The organism is Parabacteroides sp. Y3-G-102 (assembly GCF_023656845.1).
GTDB classification, from domain to species: domain Bacteria; phylum Bacteroidota; class Bacteroidia; order Bacteroidales; family Tannerellaceae; genus Parabacteroides; species Parabacteroides distasonis.
This window is the reverse complement of record NZ_JAMOKU010000012.1, coordinates 71821-97045: the sequence shown is the minus strand read 5'-3', so window position 1 is coordinate 97045 and position 25225 is coordinate 71821. Positions and strand designations below refer to the sequence as shown.

The following is a 25225-nucleotide window of genomic DNA, read 5'->3' as shown; positions in this document are numbered from 1 at the left end:
GCTGTTTCATAATTACAAAAAATAATGTTTTAACTCATAAAAAGTAGTAGTTATGAAAAATGTATTATTCGGTTTAGCCGTAGGTGTAGTTGTTGGTTACGTACTTCGCAGGATGGAAGATCAAGGACAGTTCGAATGTCTGGAGAACGAACTCCACGGTCTTACAGATAAGGCGAAGAAAAAAGTAAAGGACGTGGTAGACACGGGTAAAAATCAAGTCGAATACGTCAAAGACAGAGTAGAACATATGGTTGAAAAACCTAAAAGTAATTAATCGACCTCCCTGTATTAGGGTAAGAAAAAGAAGCTATCACAAAAAAAGTCAATGATAGCTTCTTTTTTTTTCATTTTAGATGTAACGTTTTTTCAAATCCATTCGTCTTATAAGAAAAGAGTATAAATTAATTACACTTCATATGAGAACAAGAATGATGGCCTTATTTGCGTTGATCGCTTTTTGCGTGATGCCTATCGAGGCGAAGAAAGTAAAAGGGAATGGGGATATTATCACGAAAGAAATCTCCGTCAGAGACTATTCAGCGATAAAAGTCGGCTCAACCGCCATGGGGTATAGCGACAGTTGGTTCAGCCTATTCAGTCGTGGAGGAAATCCGTCGTACGTTTTCGGGTATACGCAAGGAGAATCAGCGTCCTTACGAATCACGATCGACGAGAATTTATATCCTTATATAAACGTTCAAGTAAAAAATGAAGAACTTTCAATCTCCACAGAGAATGGTACACAATTAAGCCCTACCCGATTTAAAATAGAGGGCACTTCCAAGAAGCTGGAAAAAATCCAGATGTCCGGTTGTATGGATTTTGTCCTGAGAAGCGCTTTATCCGGAGATGATCTGGAAATTATAGCGACAAGGGGTAGCGACGTGAAAATGGAGAAACCGGTCAACGTATCTAATTGCATAATTGAAGCGACCAGCGGTAGCGATATTATCATCAACGATCTTACTACCCGAATAATACGAGGCCGTGCCAGCGGAGGTAGCGATCTCAAGCTTACGGGAAAAGCGGAGAACGGCGAATATTCCGCCTCAGGTGGCTCGGATATCAAGGCTTATGATCTTATCTTAAACCAGTTGGAATGTTCCGCCAGTGGTGGCTCCGATATTTATACGCACGTAACCGATTATATCAAGGCTTCGGCAAGCGGAGGTAGTGATGTACATTACAAAGGTTCGGCAAGATCGGATACATCCACTTCCGGAGGAAGCGATATTATAAAAGAGGGTAATTAACACCCTCTTTTTTTACCCTCTTATACGTTGAATTTTATAACAAAAGTACTTCCTTTTCCAACCGCGCTATCAACAGAAAGTGTTCCTCCATGAGCTTCCACGAAGTCTTTACTGATAGCCAGCCCTAGACCACTTCCTTGTACCTTCGTTCCCGGCACACGGAAATAGCGATCGAATATACTTTGATGATATCGGGGATCAATGCCCTTACCGAAATCTTGCACATAGATCTCCACGCTATGATCTTGCTGGCGGGCACCGATTATGATACGGCCATTCTCCGGGGTATAATGAATTGCGTTCGATAATAGATTCGTCAAGACCCATGCGATTTTCTCGCTATCCACGAAAAGCTTGGAAATCTTCTCCGGGTATTCCACCTCTATATGGCAATTGAAGCGATCAGCTTGCACTTGGTTCGCCTTTATCGCATACTCGATCAATTCGATCGGTTTGGTGATTTTCGGATTCAATTGTAGCTTGCCGGTCTCCACCTGCGTCATTTTCAATAGCTCACTGGTAATTTCCAGTAATCGATTACTACTTTCCTTGATACTTTCCGCCAGTGCTTTTTGCTCGTCGTTCATGACTCCCACACGGGCATCCTCCAACAATTTCAGGCTCATCATGATCGCCGATATCGGAGTTTTCAATTCATGGGAGATCGTCGAGATAAAAGTGGTCTTAGCGGAATCCAACTCCTTAAACTCCGTGATGTTCTTCAATAAGATCACGTCGCCCACATACTCCTCCGCCTCGCCATTCTCCGACACACGGATCGGTATATATTGCACTTGAAAATAACTTTCCTTATTATCCGCGTAAATTTTAAGCGGCTCTTTCTTCTCGCTCGGCTGGATCAGTTCCCGAACTAACCTGCGAAGCAAATCGTTCCGTAAGGATAATTCCGAGGCAGACTTTCCGATCACGTTTTCCCGCTTGAGATTCAAGATCGTCAAAGCCTCGTTATTGGCGAAAAGAATCTTACGATCCCGATCCAAGCCTATGATTGGCTCCGTGATACTATTCACGATAGCCTCTATATATTTCTTTCCTTGAATAATATCCGCCAACGTACTTTTCCGGTATTCCGTAAGCCGTTCCGCCATCCGGTTAAAGGATTTCGCTACCCCCTCGAATTCATCATATTTAGCGAGATCCAATCGTTTCTCGTAATTATGGTTAGCGATCTCCATGATACCGTCCATCAACATACGGATAGGGGTATTTATCGAACGGGGGAAACGTATTAAAAAAGCGAAAGCGACCACCATACAAGAGAGGCCAATCCCCCAAATCCAAAATAAAGCCTTTTGAGACGTAGACTCCGCCACTTGGCTTTTCCTGTAGATAGAAGCCATATTCAAACTCATGACTTGATTTAAGGCGAGACGTACACGACGGATATTCTCCTCATTACGCTCTTTCGCCAATTGCTCGTATTGAGCGACTAGATGTGAGGTGGCCACGTTCTCATCGACCTCCGTGATATTCTTTTTCTGTAGCCCTAGGTTTTTCTCGAAATCGGCTTGAGCCGAAGGATCGCTATCGATTCGTTCCAGTGCATCCAGCATCCGGCGTGAATAGAGTAAAGAATTATAATTATCGGCCAATATGTTCCTTGTGTCGGCAGACATATCGGAGATGTTCTTTACCGATAGACCTCCCAGCAAAACGATCATGGCAAACAGCAGCCCGATTCCGTATCTTAGTTTTGTTTTAATCTTCAGACTCATAGGTGATGTATTTTAAGCGATTATTATTAAGTTTACGTTCAGCAAAGATAAACTATTTAGCAATGTCCGTTTCTCCTTACATATCTTCAAGATGCTTTCGGGTATACATAATAATGCAGAATATGAGATTAAAGCCCATACTCCTCAATCTTCCGATAAAGAGTAGTGAGGCCTATACCTAGAAGGCGGGAAGTTTCGGTTTTATTGCCTTTTGTGTATTTGAGCACTTTTTGGATATGCATTTTCTCTACGCCACTCAGGTCAAAACCGCTATAAGATTCCGTACTCGCCGCAGAGGAGGTTTGCATATTCAAAGGGAGGGCATCCAAGGTTAAGGTATCTCCATCGGCAATAATCAGACTACGCTCAATTGCATTACGCAACTCACGTACGTTACCTTTCCAAGCTCGTTTTTTCAGGGCATCTATATATTCGGGCGAAATTGTTCGGATATTCTTTCCCATCTTGGAGGAAAAAGCGGAAACAAAGGCTTTTATATGGAGAGGGATATCCTCGACCCGTTCACGAAGCGCGGGAAGATGGATCTGGAAAACGGAAAGCCGATAAAATAGATCTTCCCGGAAATGCCCTTGCTCGATCTCTTTCTCTAAATCACGGTTGGTAGCGGCAATAATTCGTACATCCACTTTCGTTGGTTTCGTATCGCCGATCTTGATAAACTCCCCGGTCTCAAGGATACGGAGCAATTTCGCTTGCAAGTCGAAAGCCATTTCCCCGATCTCATCCAAGAAGATCGTACCTCCGGAAGCTTCCTCAAACAAGCCTTTTGTCTCTTTCAAAGCACCGGTAAAAGCCCCCGCTTTATGACCGAACATCTCGCTTTCCAATAAATCCCGACTAAAAGAGGAACAATTGATAGCGACAAAAGACTTCCCTTTCCGGGAACTATGTTGATGGATGGATTGAGCAAAGACCTCTTTTCCCGTACCGGTCTCACCAGTCAACAGAACCGGAACCTCCGTAGCCGAGACTTTCTGAGCCAACGCTATCGCCGCTTGGATAGCGGGTGATTTACCGACAATCGTATCAAACGAATATTGCCTCCCGACGAACGTAGCCTCCTTCTTTTGCTGTTGATAAGCGGCAGAAGCTTTCTCCATCGCTTTGGCTACCAGAGGAATGATCTTATTATTATCATCCCCTTTCGTGATATAATCGAAGGCTCCATTCTTGATTGCCTGTACGCCATCCGGAATATTACCATGCGCGGTAAGTAGGATGATCTCGGATAGAGGGCGAAGTTTCTTTAAGTCCGACACCAAATCCACACCATTACCATCCGGCAAGAACACATCGCACAATACCACCTCTGGCGAATGTTGCTCCATCTGCCTCAGCCCCGCCTTACAAGTAGCAGCCTGTAAGACCTCGTATCCCTCCAAACCGATAATGCGTGAAAGTAAACCTAAAATCTGCTTCTCGTCGTCAATAATTAAAACTTTGCCCATACACCGGAGTTATTTATTTGGGCACAAATGTACGCTTTTTACCTTTTTCCCAAAAGCATTAAAGCATACATGTTAACGCCGTCTTATTTAAAATCGTCACCTTTCTCCTTGTAATGCTGATAAATCCCTCATCCACCAATCTCCCGATTTCCTTCGATAAAGCCGGGCGGGTAACACCAAAATACTCCGCTAACTGCTCTTGGGTATGTTCTAGTTCCACGACATTCGAATCCTTTTGCTGATGTTCGAATAAGTAATAAATAAAGCGGTTCCGGATGCCACGAAACGAAAGCACCTTCAAACGAGTCATCGTACATTTATTACAGCTTGTACTGACACAAAGGAAATTATGCAGGAATAACGGCATAGAATGCATTAAGGTAAATACAGACTCCTTGGAACCCTTAAGCAATACCACATCCTCGTCGACGGTAAAAGTAGCGGGGAATTGGTTTTTCTCGGAAAAGATATGAGGCGTAGCGAACGTGCGTGGAGCCTGTATCGTCTCCACGCGCACGATGTTACCTGATACGTCCAAAACATCCACGTTCAATTTTCCCTCCAATAAAACATGAAGGGCGTTACAAGTCGTCCCTTGATGAATTATGGTTTTTCCTTTTGGATGCTCCTCTACTGTATATTCAAGTTTATCCAAAAACTCTTCCCGCATCTTAAGCGTAAAATTCTTAAAAAGCGGGATTTTAAACATATCGGTTATATCCATCGTATCTTGTTTTGAAAAAAGGTTTACTCCTGCAAATATACCCTTTTCCTTGAGAACTGTTACCATTTCGTCGTGAATATAGTTGGATTAATATTTATTGATAACCAACCCCAATCTTGCCAATGAGACGGATTTCCACCCTTCACGGCCTTCATGGTATTCGTACCCAACATCGTAGAATATCCCGCGGATAATTTCACGTCTTTCATGATTACCCAATCCACTTGGAAATCCAATTCCGAACCTAAACCTTTACTCAATTTATCATTACCTTCGTATACGTCGCCCGTGATGGAGAAATAATGATAGGATAAAGACAGGTTTACCTTGGAAGAAGGTTTATAAGCTACATTTATCTGATTATCCCATAAACCCGGATTCAATCCGTTGACAAAAGAGGAGGCGTAGAAATAATCCATGGCACCATAAAACTTATGATGGGTTCCATACAGAGGATCAAACGCCTTATATTTCCCGTCGGCCCCATCCGAGCCACTCAGATAATCACTACCTACACCGATCTTCCATTGCGGATCGATTTGATAAGCGGCGTTTACCGCCCATAAGAAAGCGGAAACATCCCGTCCGCTTTTCGTCTTGCCGAATTGATAATAGATAGTACCACCTATCGTCCAGTTACTAGGCGTATAGATTAAGTTCGTTCCTAAGGTTTGCAGGTATTTTGTATCCGAGTTTTGTTTCTCGGCATCACCGCCTTCCATCCCTAAGTTCATAAACAAGAAGGATGCGTTAAAACTCTTGTCGAAGAGATGCTTATACCAAAGGGTTTGCATCGTTTTATAGGGTTGCGCACCCGGAGCGTAATACGTTCCTCCGATCGTTTTCTCATCATTCTGGTTGAATGCGAGAATTAAATGCAGTTGGTTATTCGTGTTCTCGTAGCCTAGCTTCAAAGCATCATGATAACGACCGGCCACGTTCCAATCCAACGCACCCATGATACGCTCGTCATCGTATACCAATGACTGGCGACCTAACTTAGCGAAGAAACCCGATCCGAAATCCAGCTTCGCCCACGCCTCATTCAAGATAAAACGGCCATTCTTATCGATCTGAGGATCCTGTCCCCATACTCCAACATGTTGCGCGGACAAGCCGATAGACAAACGATCCCGCTCATACCCCAAAGAAAGGCGGGTACGGTTATTGATAAACCCGGTGGACTCGGCATCTTTAGGCCGGGGGAATAAGACCCCGTTCCGGTACTCGGCTCTCGGACGTATCTGTACTTTCATCGAGAACGTGTTCTCTTTCGTATTTTGTGTTTCTTCCGCTTGCGCGAAAAGGGCCACGGAAAGCAAGCCCGCTACTAAAACAACTAGTTTTTTCATATACCTCTGATTTTAATTATTCCATATTATAAGTATGTACACTATATCCTCGTGCGGAGGGTAGATAATTCACGCCAATCCAACACACCTGTAGCAAAAGAAAAGAGAAAACCAAAAGCCCCAACGCCGCCGAATAACCCAAGCGATGGCGAAGGCGATAATGGATATAAATCAAGTATCCCAACCAAGTGGCAGCCGCCCATGTCTCCTTCGGGTCCCAATTCCAATAATGCCCCCACGCCTCCTTGGCCCATAAAGCGCCGAACAGCATCCCAATCGTGAGAAAGGCCATACCGACATATACCAAGTTATCGCATAAACTCATCATCCCCTCGTCAATCCCCTTCTTCCTCGCACGGATCAGCAGGTAAATGGCGATAAGGGCAGCGGCGCCCAGCATGGCGTAAGAGAACATATAGACTATCACGTGCGGAGCGAACCACGGGCTTTGCAAAGCGGGCATCAAGGTCTTGTTATGTATCTCCGGCTTAAACAGATTGACACAGATAAAGACAAAGGCCAACAATGTACTAAAGGAAAGTATCCATTTATACCGCCAACGGACATAAGTGATCACGCCCGCCACCGGCAAGAAGAAAGAATACCATAGACGAGTCTCGCCCATCGTGCGCAAGGGCGGCCTCTCCAACGAGATCCACATCCCTATGATAAAAGCGGAAAATATAGCCAAGCCAAACACGGTCCAAGCGACAGCCCCCTTGGAAAAAGAAGGACGATAAGCCAACCATGCCCCACCTATCCAGCAAAATAACGCCGGAGCGGCGAAATAAATAAAGTAACTCCAATCCATACTATTCTTTTTTTACAGGAGCGGACAGGAATAATCCGATCGCCCCGGCTATCATCATTAAGATCCCTGTATAAACGATCGGCAACCATGGATCTCTTACCAACTCAAATACACTCATCCGACTCCATTTACCTTTCGTCTCGTCGTAACTCAATTGGTAGATTTTCCATCCGGCAATAGAGAGTGGCTTATTCACCTCGATACGCGCCTCCTTGGTCTGTTTATCTTTCGTATAGACCATTACGTCCGAGGCAAAGCGTCTCGGTTCCCGTTCCGGCATCACCATACTGACCGCATCATCCAGTTGGAGCGATATGTATGGAAAGATATAGCTGCCACAACTCACCCAGCCTTCCTTCTGCCGTCCGGTAAGTTCGTTACGTGCTTTTACGTATAAAGCGGTGGTCGCCCCCTCGGAGTGAAATTCCACGAAGTTTATCGTATCCTGCCCCATCACGCAAGCCGCCATCGGTAGTGAACGGGTAACCTCAACCTTCCAGCCTTGCAGGTTTCCGGCTAAGGGAATTTCCTCCACCAATATGTTCTCGGGTTGCTTTTCAGGAAGCGCTTTTCCGGTCGTATTGTCGATTAGCATTAACTTAGGAGGATATTCATCAATCGTAAACGAACGAAGCTCGATGGCAAGCGGTAGTTCTATCATCTCGTTCTTCTCGTCCGAAGCCCTCCACTCAGGATTCTCCAGCGGAACCGTCATCCGTAAACGGCGTAAATCCCCGTTTCCCAAGATCGCCGCCAGCAGCGTGATAAATAAACCGACATGGTTCAGCATAAACGGAACATCCCTCCAGCGAAACGATACGATACGCTTCAATGTGACAAAGCCCAAGACAAACAAGAAATAGAGAAACAGCAGGATAAAAGGCCACGACATCGTAATCCGCTCGATACCCGGACCCACAAATCCCATAACCAACACAACTGACAAAAGAGCCGATAAAGAGGTAATGCTCGCCGTTAACCCGGAAAACCACTGGACAACCGTGATTTTCCGGCCAACAACAAACCCTATACATAGAACCAACAGAAAAATCAATCCTCCGGCCACATTCACCGGATATTGGAACAACCCTGCCTGAACCGGGCCGGTGATCAGTTGCAAGCCAAATCCCGTAATCAGTAAACCGGCACAGATGACCCAGCCTTCAGCATATCCCCAAGGTTGTTTCCACATAATCAAATGTTCTTCGCTAAACGATTATTTTCTTGCGCCTCTTTCACCCATTGAGGAACGATTGTATTTAGGAATTTTTCCTTGGCGGTACGTTCAGCGGCCATATCCAAACCGATATATTGCTGAGCCTTTTCTTTCGTAGAGAAGTCCGGCATCGGAACATCATCCGTATAACCTAATTTCGCTAACACTTTCGCGGTAGCCAGACGAGCCTGCATCGCCTTATCCAATCCATTGCCTAATATCCTTTGAATCTCTTGCGGAGCGTGGAACGCACCACCATGAGAAGCCACGCCGAAATCCCAACGCCATTGTGCCTGACGGATCAATTTCAATACATCTTTCATCTGATCCTCGGTAGCTCCCTTATCCCATGCGAACTTCGCCTCTACATGCGCTTTCGCCAACTCGGTCTCCAAACGGTTACGCATCTCGTTCGCCTTATTCTGACGCTCGTACACATTATTGCGTAAAGTCTCCTCGCTCTCACGGTGGCAAACCTGACACGTACGGTCGATCATAGCCAACGGGCTTTGGATATGGTGGTCACTATATTTCACGCCCCCCTCGCTCTTATACGGCATATGGCAATCGGCGCAAGATACACCCCGCTGCGCATGGATACCCATCTGGGAGATCTCATAATCCGGATGCTGTGCCTTTAAAATCGGAGCACGGCTTAGCTTATGCGTATAATCGGCGAAACCGGCCTCATCGTAATAAGCCTCCATATCCTCAACCGTAGAACCTTTATCCCAAGGGAAAGTCAAGTATTTACCATCGCCCTTGAAATAATATTCCACGTGGCATTGCGCGCAAACCAAGGAACGCATCTCTTGTTGAGTCGCTTTCGTGATGTCCTTGCCTTGACGCTGGAAAGCCTCGATCAAAGCCGGGCGACTGATATGCAGGTTCATATTCTCCGGCTCATGGCAATCGGCGCAACCGATCGGATTCACGATCTCTTTACCCAGAGAAGCCCATTTGCCCTTATAGAAATTATCCACGCCCATCGCTTGCATCATACGGGGAACATCCGGGCTTTTGCAAGTCCAGCAAGTAGCCGGTTGCGGCCCCTCGTTCTCTGTCATCGGAGCGCCTACACGCAACGTGTTACGCATATCCTCGATCGCATGCATATGCCCTCTCGGGGTAGAATAATCCTTAGAGAAAGCGTAACCAGCCCAAAGGATCACCATTTCCGGACGAGCCTCCAGAACATCGACCGCCTGATTTCCATTGTATAAACTCTTGAAACTCGTATCCGCCGTAGCCTCCCAAGTCTGGTACTCACGTGGATAATTCGATTCGAACTTATCATTGCGAGCCTCGATTCCTGTGATCTCCGTCTTCTTATTATTCATTACGCTAGTGACCTCCGCATGTCTCTCGTTCACGGAAGCAGCGATCATACCCAAAACAAAAACAACGACCATGGTTCCTCCAAACAGCAACCAACCTTGCCATGATTTTAATTTCTTTTCCATAACTATACTGATTTATTATTATTTACTTAGCATATCTTTTAACCAGTCCGGCGATACGGACTTCGGATAAGGCACCAACGCATTCGGTGTAGAAGACAGGCTGTTCGTACCTCCGTGCGGCACCTCGCGATGGCAATCCCAGCAAGCTTTCCCTTCTCCCGCCATTGCCATCTCATGATCGATCCTTCCGGTATTCACGAATTCCGTATTCAATTGCGTATGGCAACGGATACAGTTATTCATGATTACCTCCGCGCTCTCGTCGATCGCCTGTATCACTTGCGGTTCCCCTCGCATCATGAATACCGAGGCGTGGCGCATTCCGTCCATACCTTTGAAGAACCACTTCTTCACGGCGTTCTCGTGCGGCACATGGCAGTCGTTGCAAGTGGCGTTACGGCTGTGCGAGCTATGATTCCATGTAGCATAATAAGGGCCCATAATGTGGCAATTCACGCAAGTAGCCGGGTCGTCGGACAAATAAGTCCACGCCCGGGAAGCATATAAGGTATAAGACCCCAGCCCGCAAAGGACACCTCCGGCTATGATAGCGGCTAGTTTCCAAGTTCTTGTCGGGAACAGCGTTTGTATTATTTCTCTTATTTTCATACCGCTGATTCTTTAATATTGGTTTATGAGACACAAATATCCTAAACTTGCGTGTAGGAAATTGTAATAAATATTACATTGCACGAAATTTTATGCGTAAAATGAAAAGATTGTTATTTATCTCGGTCTCCGCACTCCTTTTATGTTCTTCGTGCGTGAGTAAAAAGAAATACCTCCTTGCCGAGAACGGCCGGTTGGAGGCGATCGGACGTGGCGACGCCTTGAAGGAGGAATTGATTAAATGCAAGGACGATAACGACGCGCTCAACAACCGGATCGCCGCCTTGATAAGGGATACGACCACAATGGGGCGTGATATCCGTAATTACCAGACCATGTTGAATACCAATATGGGTGAGCAGGACAAGCTGAATGCCTTGTTACAGCAAAAGATGAGTGAGCTGGACGAGCGTGAGCGTACCATCAACGAGCTACAGGATATGATGAACGCACAGAACGCAAAGGTACAGAATTTGTTGAGTAGCGTGAAAGACGCTTTGCTGGGTTTCAACAGTGATGAGCTGACCGTAACCGAGAAGAATGGTAAAGTATATGTAGCCATGTCGGATAAGCTTCTGTTCCAATCGGGTAGCGCAAAGGTCGATAAACGAGGCAAGGAAGCGTTGGCTAAGTTGGCCGAGGTGTTGAATAAGCAAAACGATATAGACGTTTATATAGAGGGCCATACGGACAGCAAGCCGATCAATACCGCCCAATTCAAGGATAATTGGGATCTAAGCGTGATCCGTGCGACCTCCGTAGTACGTATCCTTACCAAGGATTACGGGGTGAATCCGCTACAGATACAACCTTGTGGTCGTGGGGAGTTTATGCCGGTCGCTGATAACGAGACCGCCGATGGACGTAGCAAGAACCGCCGTACGGAGATCATCATGGCTCCTAAGTTGGATAAGTTGATGCAGATGTTGCAGTGATAATGTATTGTCAAGCTCCGGGTATTATCTACTGCCGGAGCTTGGCTAAAACGTTCACTCTTCCAAATGATAGACAACACACCGATACCTCAATTCCGATGGTTTACAAGGAATCCATACATCCATATCCTCTCCATTCGCGGAACGAATGATATGGAGGAGAGCCGTATCATACATATCTGTCCTTTCCCCGACAGAGACCGATCCCCCTTGAGCGCACGACCGGATATGGAACTGAACATCCGCAAGATCATATACCTCAGATCTAAGATAAGGATAAAAACCTATTATTGAACTCAATGTATCCTCCCAAACCCAAATACTATTTCCATCATCCTGATACGTATATTCCGTCCTTACCACATAGGACTTATAGGTGTAAGAACCCGTATAACCAAACTCATCCCCTACGTTATAAGGCAAACGCCCTTCACTAGTAGCCAGCTCATGCGCAAGAGTGAACCCTACAATATCCAAGGTATCACCACTTACGATCTCTATTGTCGGTTCAGAATGCAAATCATCCTTACCGAGATCTTCCACCCGTGAGCAAGCCACATTAAGGCCCATCATAAAAGCTAGACATACAACTATTAAATGTCTCATATCATTCTACATTTTTTAATTGATCAAAGTCTTCTATTCGGAGATAACGCCACCGCAACTCCTCCGGTCGTACAGGAAGCCAGCGATCGATCTTCTCTCCATCTGAGTTCTTCTCTACATATATTAAATAGGTACACGCCAGCACTTGCTTCTTATCCTTTTGCATGCCAAACGTACTGATAACGAAGCCATACGAACTCAAATCCTCCGAGAATCCAGCTTTCTCATCCCAAAAGTGTCCTATACCTATGTCATAAATGCTATCTTCCAATAAAACCACCCTTGCCTCATACGAGAAATAGAGATAAGAGGCATTCATATCAAACTCTCGCGCAACATCCCCGGGCAATGTTCCCCATTTCGCGTCATACGCCTCACAAGCCGTGAAGCCCTTCACCAATATGGAATCCATCCCTAAGTCACCCCCCAGATGAATCGTATCCGGCCTTGAATATAAAGTCATCTGATTAGCGATTTTAACCTCATCATCCCCACAACCAGCCAGAAATAGAGCTATAAATAGCCCACACAAAAACAAACCTTTATTCATATCCACTCTCTTTTATTTTATTTAAAATGAAAACGATATAGATAAGCAGATATTACTTGAGCGTAACATTTATCCCATGAAACCCAAGCCTTCATACACAAGCCATACTGGTTTATTATCCGGATTCCATAAGTAAAAAACAGCATTCCAAATTTATCGATTACATTTGATAGCGAAATACAAGATATACAAGAAAGCGATCAACGGGACGATGAAACCCAGCGCCATATTCTCCTCGCCGATATATCCCATCAGCATCGGACTGAAAGCGCCGCCGGCGACTCCCATCACGATATAAGAAGAGGCTTTCTTGGTATAAACGCCCATACCTTCCAGCCCCAAGGCGAAAATCGTAGGGAACATGATGGACATGAAGAAAAAGGATAAATAAAGAGCGTATAGCGAAAGCGTACCTACGGAAGCCACCACCAAAGCCATACAAACGGCACTCAACAAAGAATACCAAGTCAGCAAGCGGCCCGGAGCCAACCACTTCATCGTAAAACTACCGCTCAAACGCCCGATCATAAACAAGGCCATTCCACCGAATGCCAAAATACGAGACGCTCGCAAATTACTGATACCCGGGTCCATCTCCGTCACGTAATTAATAAAGAACCCGAAGATTCCCGTCTGCGCGGCGCAATAACAGAATTGGGCGACCACGGAACGTACAAACTGCCTACGTTTCCATAGGGAGGCAGCGGGTTTCTCCTCGACAATAGCGGTCACCTCCTCCTCTTCTTCCGGCTTAATCTCCGGCAACTTCGTGAAAAAGAAAAGCAACGCTACGAACAAGACGATACCACCTACCAAGATATAAGGTTTAGTCAACGCCATCGAATCTCCCTCCGATGCCCCGAATATCAACAAACCACCTACCAATGGCCCCAATATCCAACCTAATCCATTAAAAGACTGGGATAAGTTCAGCCGTTGCGCAGCGGAAGCGGACGGCCCCAATATCGTAGAATAAGGATTCGCCGCCGTCTCCAAGATACAAAGCCCGCAAGCGATCACAAACAAGGCGATCAGGAAAGGCGTAGCCGAATGCAAAAAAGCCGCCGGGATAAACCCAAAAGCTCCGATAGCGAACAATAGCAAACCCATGATAATCCCTTTCCTATATCCGTAACGTTTCATGAACGCCCCCGCCGGCAACGCCATCAAGAAATAAGCGATATACGTAGAGAATTGCACCAAACCGCTCTCTGCCTTGGTCATCGTGAAGACTCCTTGAAAATGCTTGTTCAGCACATCCAAGAGTCCGTGGGCGAATCCCCAAAGCAAAAACAAACTCGTGATCAAGATAAACGGGACCAAATAAGATTTCCCTCCCGGGGCGGCCACCAGCGACTGTTTCTTTTGTTTTTCCATCCTTCCGTCTATTTACTCGCGCCCGGCAATTTAAACATACATTCCATTAACTGCCATTTCTCCGACGAGGAACTTCCCGGAACGGCTTTCTGATACTTCGCCACGAAGTCCTCCCATTCCGCTTGCTTATCCATCGTCGCCAAACGGGCGAACGACGCATCCCAATCAAAATCATCGGGCGTCTCCACGATCATGAACAACCGGATTCCCAAACGGTAAATCTCCATATTCAAGATCCCTACCGCACGGATTCCTTCCGGTATCTCCGGCCAGATATGTTCCGGCGAATGCCAATAGCAATACTCTTTTATCAACTGCTCGTCCTCTTTCAGATCCAAGGTCTGACAATATCTTTTCATAACATTGTTTTTAAAATGAAGTCGCGAAGGTACAAAAGTATCCTTAATCCAGATAAACATCTTCGCCCGGATGCTTATAATAGGCATACATCCGTTGGATCTGCTCCGGCAGCACACGCTCCAAGGACAACGGGGGCAACTCCTCCAATCGAAAGAAGCCTTTCCCCAAGATATCGAAGGTCTCGGTAAACGACCCGCCCTTCAACTCGCAAAGGATAAAAAACTTATATACATAATAAGGTATAGCGGGATGCGGATGCTTGCTCATATCCATCACGGCCAGCAAGCGGACCGGAAGCACATCCAAGCCCGTCTCCTCTTTCACCTCTTTCGCCGCTACCTCTTTCGGGGAATACCCCACATCGCTCCATCCGCCGGGCAACGACCAACATCCGTCCATTTTCTCACGGACCAGCAAAATCTCGTCTTTCTCGTTAAAGACAACCGCACGGATATCGACTTTCGGGGTTACATACTCTTGGGCCGGGCGGTAACCACTCGCCACATCATCGGGCTTCAATCCGGTAGCCAGAGCCGTTATTTCATCACTTAGGCGGCTCAACTCTTCATAACGTTCCGTATCGTACTCGCTTAATGAATAAACCAACCCCGTCTGAGACAAGGCCCGGATACGTTGGGCCAATAAAATCAATTCCTTACTTCTAGACATACAATTTTACTGTTTTAGATAACATGATCCTATGATATAGTTAATATGATTGGCGGAATCTCTCCGCAAGTCTATCGCCTCCAAAATAATGGCGGATGAATCCAGATCGATCCGGAGAAGATCGGGATAGACGGACTCTGGGATAGGAGCCAGCTGCGAAAGCCCGACTTTCCGCAATTGCCCGTCCAAAAAACCATCATAGGATTTTTGATAGACCAAGACATCCTCTTCATCGAAAACCGCAATCGTATCATTCTCCGCCACTAACCGAGCAGCATCGCTCATTTTATAACTCCGTAAGCTCGCCATTGTATTATATCCCCGGATATCAACCGGCTTATCCGAGGAAATATGAATATACTCCACCTCCCAAGACTTCTTTATCGGATCATCTTTTCGAGACATTTGGGAGATATGTTCAATATTTTTGGCCGTCATCCCCGGGATATAAGTTACGCTCGCCAGCAAAAGGATCGCCCAACAGGCTACGTATAAATAAGATGCCCAACGTTTGACGGAAAATAAAACGGCAGCCCCGGTCAATATCAACCCCACGACAACTAAATAAACCCTTGGTTCGGTAAACCCATACTCACGAATCCGATAAAGCGTGCCTATCCAAAACATCACCAACGCCGGAAACACGGCAAGGCTGGCATGATCATAAAACCAATCGTAATACCTCCGGGTAAGAAATACCTGACATCCTTTTAATATAAACACAGCGGCAGTAAAACTTACCACTATAGAAGCAACCGCTCCCTTAGGCAATGACCACAGGACAGCGATCTTAATAAAATACAGATACAAGATCACCGCATAAATAAGCAATGCCGGAGAAAGCACATAGTTTAGCAAAACATCAAATAGCTTGCTCTTGAAAGGAAGCCAAGATCGCTCCCTTCGTTCATTAAACATCAAGAACAATAGTGGGAAAATGATGCTAAAAACGACAAAGGCCGTATAAGCGATTATTCTTTCTGCCTCATCTTGCCAGATCTCGAAAATATATTGGATTGACTTATAGATCGATCCGGATAACAGATAAATAACCACCGAAAGCCCGCCCGCATATAAAAGCGACCGGACAAAGAAAAGCGTATTTTCCACAAAGCGCTTGTTATCTTTCATCCATCCACTTCCCAAATAAACGAGTATCACAATGATCAACGAAACCAGATGCGTAGAAGAGAAAGATCGCTCTACCGGCATCATTAAAAAAGGAATCCATAACAACGCCGAGAAATAATACAACAAACGTCTCCTCATCCTCGCGCAACACCTGTTCAAGGTATAAACAAACAAGAAAACAACTGGCATATACTGTAGTACCATGTCGAAAAAACTACCCTCGCTTTCATAATCATAACATCCCATCGCACAGGCCAAAACCGAAAGCGACACCTCTACCGGATGGCTCTGTACCGCAGCTTTCATTCGCAGTCCAAACAGCTCTATCTTTTTTCTCATATACGAACCGATTTACTATTAAAAACGTCTAAAGATAAAAGTTATTATCCAACCCGTCATTCTATCGTGCCAAAATAACGTATATTATGCCAATATTACAGATTTCCGTTTCATTGTATTTTATTCCAGTTTCTAAAAGATATTATTCCCTGCACCCGCATCCCCCGAATCATAAGTTCCCCATGCGTGGGTTAAACCTTATTCAATCTCTTTTATCCGCATTAACACACACATTATCAGATTGGCATGCCATTTGAAGTATCTATAGCGAATTCGAGATTAAAAAGGACGAGTTCAGAAATAAGAATAGTAAATAGAATGTTTAACTAATAATTGGAGGACTGTATTATGACACCGATGAGAAGAAGTCAAAATTGGTTACCGTATGTATTCAATGATTTATTTGACAACGACTGGATGATAAAAGCAAACTCTACAGCTCCAGCCATCAACGTGATAGAATCCGATAAGGATTATCGAGTTGAGGTAGCCGCTCCCGGTATGACGAAGAACGATTTCAACATCAAGATCGATGAGAACAACAACTTGGTCGTATCTATGGAGAAAAAAGAAGAAAAGAATGAGGATAAGAAAGACGGACGCTATCTGAGACGCGAATTCTCTTATAGCAAGTTCCAACAAACCATGGTTTTGCCTGACAATGTAGAGAAAGACAAGATTGAGGCGAAGGTTGAGAACGGCGTCTTGAGTATCAGCATACCGAAAAGAACTGAGGAAGAGGCTAAAATGGCCGAGAAAGTAATCGAGATCAAATAACCTCGATACACTTTCCTTCGTAAAAACTCAACAAAACCGATAATGGCTTGTTCTATTTATAAACAACATAAAATAGAATAAGCCATTATGATTTTAAGCAGAAAATTATCAGATGCTCTCAACAAGCAAATCAACATGGAGATGTGGTCATCCAACCTATATTTATCCATGTCGGTACATTTCACTCAGATAGGGCTGGATGGTTTTGCGCATTGGACGTTAAAACAATCGCAAGAGGAACTTGAACATGCCTATAAAATGATCGATTACTCAATCAAGCGTGGCGGACAAGTGACGATCGGAGTAGTTAATTCCGTTCCTACAGCATGGGGAGAGCCGTTGGAGATTTTCCAGCATATCTACGAGCATGAGGTGCATGTATCCGGATCAATCGACAAGATTGTCGATATCGCTTCCGAAGAGAAAGACAAGGCGACACAAGATTTCCTATGGGGCTTCGTCCGAGAGCAGGTAGAGGAAGAGGCTACAGCGAAAAATATTGTCGAGAAACTTAAATTATACGGAGAACATCATGCCGTATTAATGGATCATCGATTAGGAAAAAGATAAACGAATACCTGCTTGTCATGCCTATAAATGGGCCTAAAAAGCCATGTCGTCTTCTTGGGATGGCATGGCTTTTTTATAGAGGTCAAAGCCCTAAAGCCTGACGAATCGCCTCACTCCACAATTCGCCTAACCGGACCGCTCCTTTCTCATTCGGATGAAGATAGAACACTCCGGCGTTGCCCTTCTCCGCTTGGAAATCCGTTAAATGTTTTTCCTTAAAGTAATCAAATCCTTTCGTATCTCCCAGAAAGACTTGTCCGGGAAAATGAGACGCATAATAATCGACTAATCGTTGTATTTGCGGATAATAATCTTGGAGCCTTCGCAAGCCTTCTTCCAAATATTTAGCTCCATTATACGTATTCGGGCTATACCATAAAGGACGATGTACCACAATACGGCAATTCGGGTATAAAGCTAATAAGCGATTGATAATTGTCTTCATGTTCTCATAATACCGCTCGGGCGCTACCGGGCAGCCGTTCGTGCCTTCTATCGCGCTATCGTTCGTCCCCAGCATAATAGAGAACACCAAATCCGCCCAAGTCTCATCCTTAAATTTATCGGCAGCACGTACGGCCCACGGGAAGAGCGTATTCGTATCCGGCAAATAATCAACGGTAGTACAGCCGCTCTGTCCTCTATTGGAATACTTGACCGAAGCCACTTCCGGGCACTTGCTTAAAAACAACGCAGCCTTTACAGGAGGCGCATCATGGACAGGCTTCGGTAACCCGGCGCCAAACGTGATACTATTCCCGATAAATACGATATTCACATAACGTTTATTGTTTGCGGCTGAAGCAGACCAACACATAACGATACTTATTAAAATACATATGACTCCCTTAATTTGTCTCATGGCTCCCATTCAATTGATTCTCCTGCGAAGGTAAGAATAATTTGATTATCTCGGGATGTTTTTCAAGCCAAGCACGGGCTGATCGCAATTCCGTACGTGTCCCGTCTTCCATATAATACATCAATTCGCTCAGTTGTTCATCGGTTAACTTAAAGTTCTTGAAAAAAGAGGCTGCATATGGATCTTTCTCAGAGAATCCTTTCGTAGCGATAACCTCGATATGCTCCGAGTCTCCAAATTCCTCTTTCGGGTCTTCCAAGAATTTTAACGGATAACGTGAGAACATCCAATGAGGGGTCCATCCGGTAACCACGATCCATTCGTTCGCATCAATCGATTTCTTCAAGAAAGCAACCATCGTAGCCCCACTGGAAGATTTCAAATCAAAATCCAAAGAATAATCTTGAACCGCCTTATCCGCCGAGTTCATCAAACCGGCGCCGGCATCGATCCCTATAATCTCACCTTTAAATTGATCTTTATGGGCATTCAAATCCTCGATGGAACGAATGGTAACGTACTCCGGAACTACCAAGCCCAATTTCGCATGCTCATAAACCGTTCCGAGTGTCTCAAGCCGGTCCCCGTATTGTTCCATATAATCCGCATGGGTCACCGGTAACCATGCATCCATGAACACATCCGCTTTTCCCGAAGCGACAGAAGTAAAGATCGGGGCGATATCCGCATTTTTTAATGTTACCCGATATCCTTGATCCTCTAATATCACTTTGGCTAAGTTGGTCATAGCAATGCCCTCCGCCCAATTAGCGTACGCTATCGATATTTTCTTTCGATCCTTGCTATCCACACAACTGAAAATAAATTGTAAGGTCACCAAAAGCATACAGCATCCAATAATAATCGTAAATCGTCTCATATATCTATTTCTTTCTTTTCTATGTTTCTTATTTCTTTTGTTTATTCACTTTACCTTTCGCCCAGCCCTGCGTAATACGGTCCAAGATAATAGCCAAGATAACGACCGCTATACCTCCTTCGAAACCTAAACCTATTTTCATTTGGGTAATTCCTCGCAAGACAATCTCACCCAATCCTCCTGCCGAGATCATGGCCGCTATAACTACCATAGAAAGTGAAAGCATGATCGTTTGATTCACTCCCGTCATGATCGTAGGCAAAGCCAATGGCAATTGCACCTTATAAAGCAACTGAGAGGAAGTAGCGCCAAATGAGCGGGTAGCCTCCACAATATCGGCCGGGACTTGACGGATTCCCAGATCGGTCAGCCGTACAACCGGAGGCATGGCGAAAATCACCGTTGCGAAAGCGCCGGGTACCGGTCCCAAACCAAAAAACAAAACGGCTGGTATCAAGTAGACGAAAGCCGGCATCGTTTGCATCAAATCCAAGACCGGATGGATGATCTTATCCGCCCGATCACTGCGTGCGGTCCAAATTCCTAACGGAACTCCGATCATCAAGGCGATGATGGTAGAAGACAGTACCAAGGCCAAAGTCTGCATCGTTTCCACCCAGAAACCCATTCCGTAAATTAACAATAGACCCAATGCCGTGAACACGCCGACTCCTTTTCCTGCCTTGAACCAAGCCAACAATGCCAAGCCCAAAATCATCACATAAAACGGAATCCAAGTCAGCCCATCTTGAAAAGCATCGATAAATCCTCCGACCCCATCATTTATCACATCAAAAAAACGAGCGAAATGCTCAGTCAGCCAATTAATGGCAATCTCTATATATTTTCCTATATTTATCATAATTCTATCGCATTTTGAACAATTTGATCTATTTCCTCTTTATCCTTCCCCGTCATCTCGATTATAATCGATGAAGTAGAAACCAAGCCAGCCAATTGGTTGGCCTCATTAACGACCGGTAAGGCCTGCCGGATCTCCGGTAACAAAGGAAGCATATCCTCAACCGTCGTGTTTTCCAGAACCGAAGGAACCTCTTTCATCACAATCGACGAGAGATCATGATTCCCCGCTTTCCGAAGAGCCAAGACATCTTTCAAACGAACCTCGCCCAGAAATTGCCTATTTCCATCCACAACCGGCAATACATATAAGTTTTTCTCTTTCATTTTCCTCAACACGGTCTCCGGGCCATCTTTACGGATACGAGCGACAACCGGCTGGGTTATCATTATCGATGAGGCTGTAACGATACGTCCACGATCTACATTTTCCGTAAATCTAGAGACATAATGATTGGCCGGATCTGTCAAGATCTCCTCAGGGGTACCTACTTGCACGACCTCCCCGTCTTTCATAATGGCGATACGATCCCCCAACTTAATCGCCTCGTCAAGATCATGCGTAATAAAGATGATCGTTTTTTGCATCTTCTCTTGTAGTTTCAATAGCTCATCCTGCATCTGTACACGGATCAATGGGTCTAAGGCAGAAAAAGCCTCATCCATCAAGAGCACCTCGGGATCATTTGCGATCGCACGGGCCAATCCGACACGTTGCTGCATACCTCCAGACAACTCGCTAACCTTCTGGTTCTCGTATCCTTTTAACCCTACTAGGGCTACACTTTCCACAGCTTTCTGGTCTCTTTCTTTTTTAGGAACCCCTTGTAACTCCAAGCCAAAAGCGATATTACTCAATACCGTGCGATGGGGCAGCAATCCAAAATGCTGGAAAACCATAGCCATTTCCTTACGCCGTATATCCAATAATTCTTTATCCGAGGAAGTCGTTATGTTTTTTCCGTTGATAAAGACTTCTCCCAAAGAGGGCTCGTTCAATCGGTTAATACAACGTAACAGCGTAGATTTTCCACTTCCGGAAAGTCCCATTATCACAAATAACTCCCCTTCCTCAATCTTTAGGTTCGCATTACGTACAGCTACCGTGCAACCCGTTTCTTTCAAAATGTTTTGTTTACTTTTTCCCGCTACTAGCATTCTTTTCGCACGCATTTTCTCCGGGCCGAAAAGAATAGATAAATTCTTTATTTCTATTTTCGTCATATAAAATCTTTGATTACTGGTATGATACAAAAAGATTAGGCCATAAGTCCAGAATTTCTTATGGCAAAACATAAACCAAAAGCATATATAAGTTAATGCTTATTATGGAAATTGACTACAACCTAAATCATCTCTTATATAGACAACCGAATTTCAAAGAGTATTGTTCACTAGTTTTTCCAACTATTGGGTCTTTTCATAGGTAAAGTGAAAATAAATGTAGAACCAAATCCTTCTTCGGACATCACTGAAATATTACCGCCCATTTTTAATACCAGACCTTTACAAATTGCTAATCCCAATCCGACTCCTTGCTCAAAATCGCTTAATTGCACGAACCGAGCAAAGATATTATCCAATTCATCCTTGGGAATGCCACAACCTGTATCCGAAACATAAAACTTAATCATTTTCTCCTCAGCCTCAAGCGTATACCCAAACCAAATACGACCTTTTTTAGTATGCTTAACCGCATTCGTCAATAAATTCATGCAGATTTGCCATAATCGATTTCGATCTATATTAAATATGATATCGGGACATGCATCCAAGGTCATTTCCACCCCTTCCGGTCTACGTAATTGTATGGAGTTATATAGATCTTTCATAAAGGAAGGTAAATAAACATCCATATAAGTAAACGTCATCATATCAGACTCGATTCTGGAAATATCCAAAACATCATTTACTATACTTAAAAGTAAATCATTGTTCATCTTGATTAAACTAATATAATTTTGGCGCAATTCCGAATCCTCCTCCACTCCTAACAAATCAGAGAAACCGACAATAGCGTTCAACGGTGTACGGATCTCATGGGTCATATTCGCTAAGAAAGTCGACTTAAGCATATCCGCCTCCTCCGCTTTTTCCTTGGCTAAGATCAAGTCTTCCTCAAACTCCAATCGTTCTTGATCATCGATCATACAGCCAACAATCAAATTCGGGAAACCATTTTCATCCTTTTCATGCGTCTTACCGATCACCTCATAGATCCGATAGGTGTTATCATCGTTCTTTAGACGAAAATCTATTTTATATTCATCCAATTTATTCGTACGGATCGTATTGAATAGATAGAAAAAGTCGCCAGAATCGTCCGGGTGACGAAGTTGCGGCAAAGCCTGACAGATGAACTGATTACGTTTCAATAAACTATTGGTCGTGCCATAAAACTGGAAACAACGGTTACAATGTACTTTATCGCAAGACTTAAATCGGCTGAAATTAAAAGAATAAGTCGTAATCTTGCTATTCTGCAAAGCAAGCTCCATCATCATCCGACTTTCGGACAACTTACTGCTTAACGCCTCATTCGCTTTCTCCTGCTCAACGAGCTCCGATACATTCCGTATATAAATAATCACATACCGGTCATGTACAGGTACCAACCGTAGTTTAAAATAAACGATCGGAGCGTTATGTCCCGGAATCGATAAATCTAAATTCATGATCTCCGACTTATTCAAGCAACTTTGCACGATCGCAGCCACACGACGCTTAGTCTCATCCGGATAAATGAAACCCGGAAGATCATCGATACGCCGATTGATCGACTCTGGTGTTATACAAGTCTCCATAGCATAAGCGATAATCCTCTCTACAACCAGTTGCTTGTTTACCAAAAGGATCGTATCAGGAACCGCTTCCGCCATCTTTTGCGACATGTCCGTCAATTCCTTCAATTCCCGGTCATAACCGGCTGCCTCCTGCCCGACCGCCGGATTACCCGTTAATAATAAGGTATATCCAAGAATCTCTCTATTCTCATGCATTGAGGGGATGATAGAATACGGTACAGGCAAAGAACCGGAAACCACGCTTCCCCCACGCAGATATTGTTTTTGAAGATCGGTCAACAAATCTGTACGAAAAAGATTATTTAATAAGAAGTCCGCTTCATTCGTAAAAGGAAATTTCTCGTTTAAGGACTTATTTATATCAATTAGCGCACCGTTTTTATCATACAGAGCACCTCCCATGGGATAATATGTAAAAAAATCTGTCAGCAAACGCTGTTTTACCTCGGAAACCTCCATATACTTTCTTTATTAACATCAATAAGTTACAAAGAAATAAAATCTTTGAAAATCAGAGAAATTTTAAAGCATAAACTTTAGGTCTATTTCACAAGAAAATCAGTCTCTTTACTAAAAAGCAACAACAAACCTTCACTTACGCTTGTTACTTAACAAACAAATTAATTATAATATGAAAGCATTAATAGGTAAAAAGGCACCGGAATTCCACGCTCCGGCAGTAGTGAATGGCAATGAGATCATCGAGGATTTCTCTTTGGAACAATATGTAGGCAAGAAGTATGTAGTCATGTTTTTCTATCCGATGGACTTTACATTCGTTTGCCCGACAGAATTACATGCCTTCCAACAAAAGTTACAGGAATTCGAAAGACGTAACGTAGCGGTGGTTGGTTGCTCCGTCGATTCTCAATTTTCTCATTTCGCATGGTTAAACCAAGATAAGAATAAAGGAGGTATCCATGGGGTGACTTATCCACTCGTATCCGATTTTTCCAAAACCATCTCTGAAAACTTTGGCGTATTGGCCGCTGATTATATTACGAACGAAAGTGGAGAACTTATCTCCAGAGGAAATCCGGTCGCTTACCGGGGTCTGTTCCTGATTGACAAAGAGGGCTTGATCCGTCATTATGTAATCAACGATTTACCATTAGGCCGTAACGTAGACGAGGCTCTCCGTATGGTCGACGCCTTACAGCACTTCGAAGAATATGGCGAGGTTTGCCCGGCAAATTGGTCCAAAGGAAAAGACGCCATGAAAGCGACAAACGCAGGAGTCTCTAATTATTTAAGCCATCATTGATATATTGCAGGAAAGGGGGTTAGGCCCCCTTTTTTTATACTAATTGAGACAATCGTTTACACTTTCCCGAGATATGCGAGATATCTAGACGTAAGATATTAGTCCGGTAAAAAGATTTCTCAATATACTTTTCGCCGATCTCCTTAAACGCCGATGAATATTTATTCACGAGTAGCCGCAAGGCATACCGACGCTCTTCTTCCGGCAAATCCAAATGCATCTCTCCAAAAGCGATAGTGCTCTCGTAACCTGTCGTGAATTTTCCCGGAACGATTTGTGTAGCGCCAACTACCGTGAAACTCACTTTCGGGTTTTCTCGTAGACATTCCAGCTTATACCCTTCCGGAGCGCAATGGAAATAAATAGAATCCCCTTCCTTTACATAATTGATCGGGATTCCATACCCATACCCATTTATCCCCGACATGGCCAAAAAACCATATTCCGCCTCCTCCAATAAACGAATTGCCAACTCATTATCCAAAATCCGGTCTTTTCGTCTGATCTCTCTAAACATAGGTCTAATTTATTTATAAACGAGTATAATACACTAATCGTGGCAAATCTAAAAAAAAATAATATACATTTGCGTCATAAAGTTGACACA

At 44.3% G+C, this 25225-nt stretch carries 26 protein-coding genes; 6 read left to right on the top strand and 20 right to left on the bottom strand.

Annotation, left to right across the window (positions count from 1 at the left end; all coding sequences use genetic code 11):
• Nucleotides 1–52 precede the first annotated feature (52 nt).
• Together NBH16_RS08035 and NBH16_RS08030 are read left to right on the top strand one after the other, a co-directional pair.
• A complete protein-coding gene (locus NBH16_RS08035; protein ID WP_005855327.1) occupies nt 53–274 on the top strand; it encodes a hypothetical protein in 222 nt (73 codons plus the stop codon).
• Between the two features lie 142 nt (nt 275–416).
• Nucleotides 417–1253 (top strand): head GIN domain-containing protein, encoded by an 837-nt coding sequence (locus NBH16_RS08030; protein WP_009276823.1) that lies wholly within the window; start codon nt 417–419, stop codon nt 1251–1253.
• Between the two features lie 20 nt (nt 1254–1273).
• Here the strand turns inward: NBH16_RS08030 and NBH16_RS08025 are convergent, their stop codons facing one another.
• From NBH16_RS08025 to nrfH, 8 genes are all read right to left on the bottom strand, one after another.
• On the bottom strand, nt 1274–2989 hold the full coding sequence (locus NBH16_RS08025; protein ID WP_122370090.1) for a sensor histidine kinase: 1716 nt from the start codon (nt 2987–2989) through the stop codon (nt 1274–1276).
• Nucleotides 2990–3117: 128 nt separating this feature from the next.
• Nucleotides 3118–4458, bottom strand: a complete 1341-nt coding sequence (locus NBH16_RS08020) for a sigma-54-dependent transcriptional regulator (RefSeq protein WP_211737199.1) — start codon at nt 4456–4458, stop codon at nt 3118–3120.
• A gap of 58 nt (nt 4459–4516) precedes the next feature.
• Entirely contained in the window at nt 4517–5182 is a 666-nt protein-coding gene (locus tag NBH16_RS08015) for a Crp/Fnr family transcriptional regulator (RefSeq protein WP_005865675.1), read from the bottom strand.
• Between the two features lie 59 nt (nt 5183–5241).
• Complete coding sequence (locus NBH16_RS08010) at nt 5242–6534, bottom strand: alginate export family protein (protein ID WP_211737197.1); 1293 nt, start codon at nt 6532–6534, stop codon at nt 5242–5244.
• Between the two features lie 16 nt (nt 6535–6550).
• Nucleotides 6551–7345, bottom strand: coding sequence for a cytochrome c biogenesis protein CcsA (ccsA, locus tag NBH16_RS08005; RefSeq protein WP_211737195.1), 795 nt, complete (start codon nt 7343–7345; stop codon nt 6551–6553).
• A gap of 1 nt (nt 7346) precedes the next feature.
• Nucleotides 7347–8537 (bottom strand): cytochrome c biogenesis ResB family protein, encoded by a 1191-nt coding sequence (locus tag NBH16_RS08000; protein ID WP_122246894.1) that lies wholly within the window; start codon nt 8535–8537, stop codon nt 7347–7349.
• 2 nt (nt 8538–8539) lie between these two features.
• Entirely contained in the window at nt 8540–10024 is a 1485-nt protein-coding gene (gene nrfA, locus NBH16_RS07995; protein WP_005865667.1) for an ammonia-forming cytochrome c nitrite reductase, read from the bottom strand.
• A gap of 18 nt (nt 10025–10042) precedes the next feature.
• Complete coding sequence (gene nrfH / locus NBH16_RS07990) at nt 10043–10633, bottom strand: cytochrome c nitrite reductase small subunit (RefSeq protein WP_008781009.1); 591 nt, start codon at nt 10631–10633, stop codon at nt 10043–10045.
• A gap of 101 nt (nt 10634–10734) precedes the next feature.
• Here nrfH and NBH16_RS07985 point away from each other — a divergent pair, with 101 nt between their 5' ends.
• Complete coding sequence (locus tag NBH16_RS07985; RefSeq protein ID WP_011965889.1) at nt 10735–11568, top strand: OmpA family protein; 834 nt, start codon at nt 10735–10737, stop codon at nt 11566–11568.
• Nucleotides 11569–11622: 54 nt separating this feature from the next.
• Here the strand turns inward: NBH16_RS07985 and NBH16_RS07980 are convergent, their stop codons facing one another.
• The 6 genes from NBH16_RS07980 to NBH16_RS07955 all read right to left on the bottom strand — a co-directional run bounded on the left by NBH16_RS07980 (nt 11623) and on the right by NBH16_RS07955 (nt 16600).
• Complete coding sequence (locus NBH16_RS07980) at nt 11623–12174, bottom strand: MshD (RefSeq protein ID WP_122370082.1); 552 nt, start codon at nt 12172–12174, stop codon at nt 11623–11625.
• A 1-nt stretch (nt 12175) separates the two neighbouring features.
• Nucleotides 12176–12724: a PDZ domain-containing protein gene (locus NBH16_RS07975; RefSeq protein ID WP_250788353.1), complete on the bottom strand. Its 549-nt coding sequence runs from the start codon at nt 12722–12724 to the stop codon at nt 12176–12178.
• Between the two features lie 153 nt (nt 12725–12877).
• Complete coding sequence (locus NBH16_RS07970; RefSeq protein WP_146334484.1) at nt 12878–14101, bottom strand: sugar MFS transporter; 1224 nt, start codon at nt 14099–14101, stop codon at nt 12878–12880.
• A gap of 8 nt (nt 14102–14109) precedes the next feature.
• Nucleotides 14110–14460 carry an L-rhamnose mutarotase gene (locus NBH16_RS07965; RefSeq protein ID WP_250788352.1) on the bottom strand — a complete coding sequence of 117 codons (351 nt, stop codon included), beginning with the start codon at nt 14458–14460 and terminating at the stop codon, nt 14110–14112.
• Between the two features lie 43 nt (nt 14461–14503).
• Complete coding sequence (locus NBH16_RS07960; protein WP_005855292.1) at nt 14504–15130, bottom strand: NUDIX hydrolase; 627 nt, start codon at nt 15128–15130, stop codon at nt 14504–14506.
• Between the two features lie 6 nt (nt 15131–15136).
• Complete coding sequence (locus NBH16_RS07955; RefSeq protein ID WP_250788351.1) at nt 15137–16600, bottom strand: DUF4153 domain-containing protein; 1464 nt, start codon at nt 16598–16600, stop codon at nt 15137–15139.
• A 348-nt stretch (nt 16601–16948) separates the two neighbouring features.
• On the opposite strand from NBH16_RS07955, the gene NBH16_RS07950 reads away from it, so the two are divergent.
• The gene (locus NBH16_RS07950; RefSeq protein WP_005855288.1) at nt 16949–17377 is read left to right on the top strand and encodes an Hsp20/alpha crystallin family protein; all 429 of its coding nucleotides are present in this window, start codon (nt 16949–16951) and stop codon (nt 17375–17377) included.
• Nucleotides 17378–17464: 87 nt separating this feature from the next.
• Complete coding sequence (locus NBH16_RS07945) at nt 17465–17947, top strand: ferritin (RefSeq protein WP_250788349.1); 483 nt, start codon at nt 17465–17467, stop codon at nt 17945–17947.
• An 82-nt stretch (nt 17948–18029) separates the two neighbouring features.
• On the opposite strand, the gene NBH16_RS07940 is transcribed toward NBH16_RS07945, so the two are convergent.
• From NBH16_RS07940 to NBH16_RS07920, 5 genes are all read right to left on the bottom strand, one after another.
• On the bottom strand, nt 18030–18809 hold the full coding sequence (locus NBH16_RS07940) for an SGNH/GDSL hydrolase family protein (protein WP_121962498.1): 780 nt from the start codon (nt 18807–18809) through the stop codon (nt 18030–18032).
• Nucleotides 18796–19689, bottom strand: coding sequence for a glycine betaine ABC transporter substrate-binding protein (locus tag NBH16_RS07935; protein ID WP_250788347.1), 894 nt, complete (start codon nt 19687–19689; stop codon nt 18796–18798). The genes NBH16_RS07940 and NBH16_RS07935 overlap by 14 nt, the downstream gene beginning before the upstream one ends.
• Nucleotides 19690–19717: 28 nt before the next feature.
• Complete coding sequence (locus NBH16_RS07930; protein ID WP_005865644.1) at nt 19718–20551, bottom strand: ABC transporter permease; 834 nt, start codon at nt 20549–20551, stop codon at nt 19718–19720.
• The gene (locus NBH16_RS07925) at nt 20548–21774 is read right to left on the bottom strand and encodes a quaternary amine ABC transporter ATP-binding protein (protein WP_008781005.1); all 1227 of its coding nucleotides are present in this window, start codon (nt 21772–21774) and stop codon (nt 20548–20550) included. Before NBH16_RS07925 ends, NBH16_RS07930 begins: the two co-directional genes overlap by 4 nt.
• A gap of 170 nt (nt 21775–21944) precedes the next feature.
• A complete protein-coding gene (locus NBH16_RS07920; RefSeq protein ID WP_121773109.1) occupies nt 21945–23813 on the bottom strand; it encodes a PAS domain-containing sensor histidine kinase in 1869 nt (622 codons plus the stop codon).
• Nucleotides 23814–23985: 172 nt separating this feature from the next.
• Between NBH16_RS07920 and NBH16_RS07915 the strand changes: the two genes are divergently transcribed.
• Nucleotides 23986–24618 carry a peroxiredoxin gene (locus NBH16_RS07915; protein WP_008774437.1) on the top strand — a complete coding sequence of 211 codons (633 nt, stop codon included), beginning with the start codon at nt 23986–23988 and terminating at the stop codon, nt 24616–24618.
• Nucleotides 24619–24652: 34 nt separating this feature from the next.
• On the opposite strand, the gene NBH16_RS07910 is transcribed toward NBH16_RS07915, so the two are convergent.
• Nucleotides 24653–25135 (bottom strand): pyridoxamine 5'-phosphate oxidase family protein, encoded by a 483-nt coding sequence (locus tag NBH16_RS07910; protein ID WP_005865637.1) that lies wholly within the window; start codon nt 25133–25135, stop codon nt 24653–24655.
• Between the last annotated feature and the right edge of the window lie 90 nt (nt 25136–25225).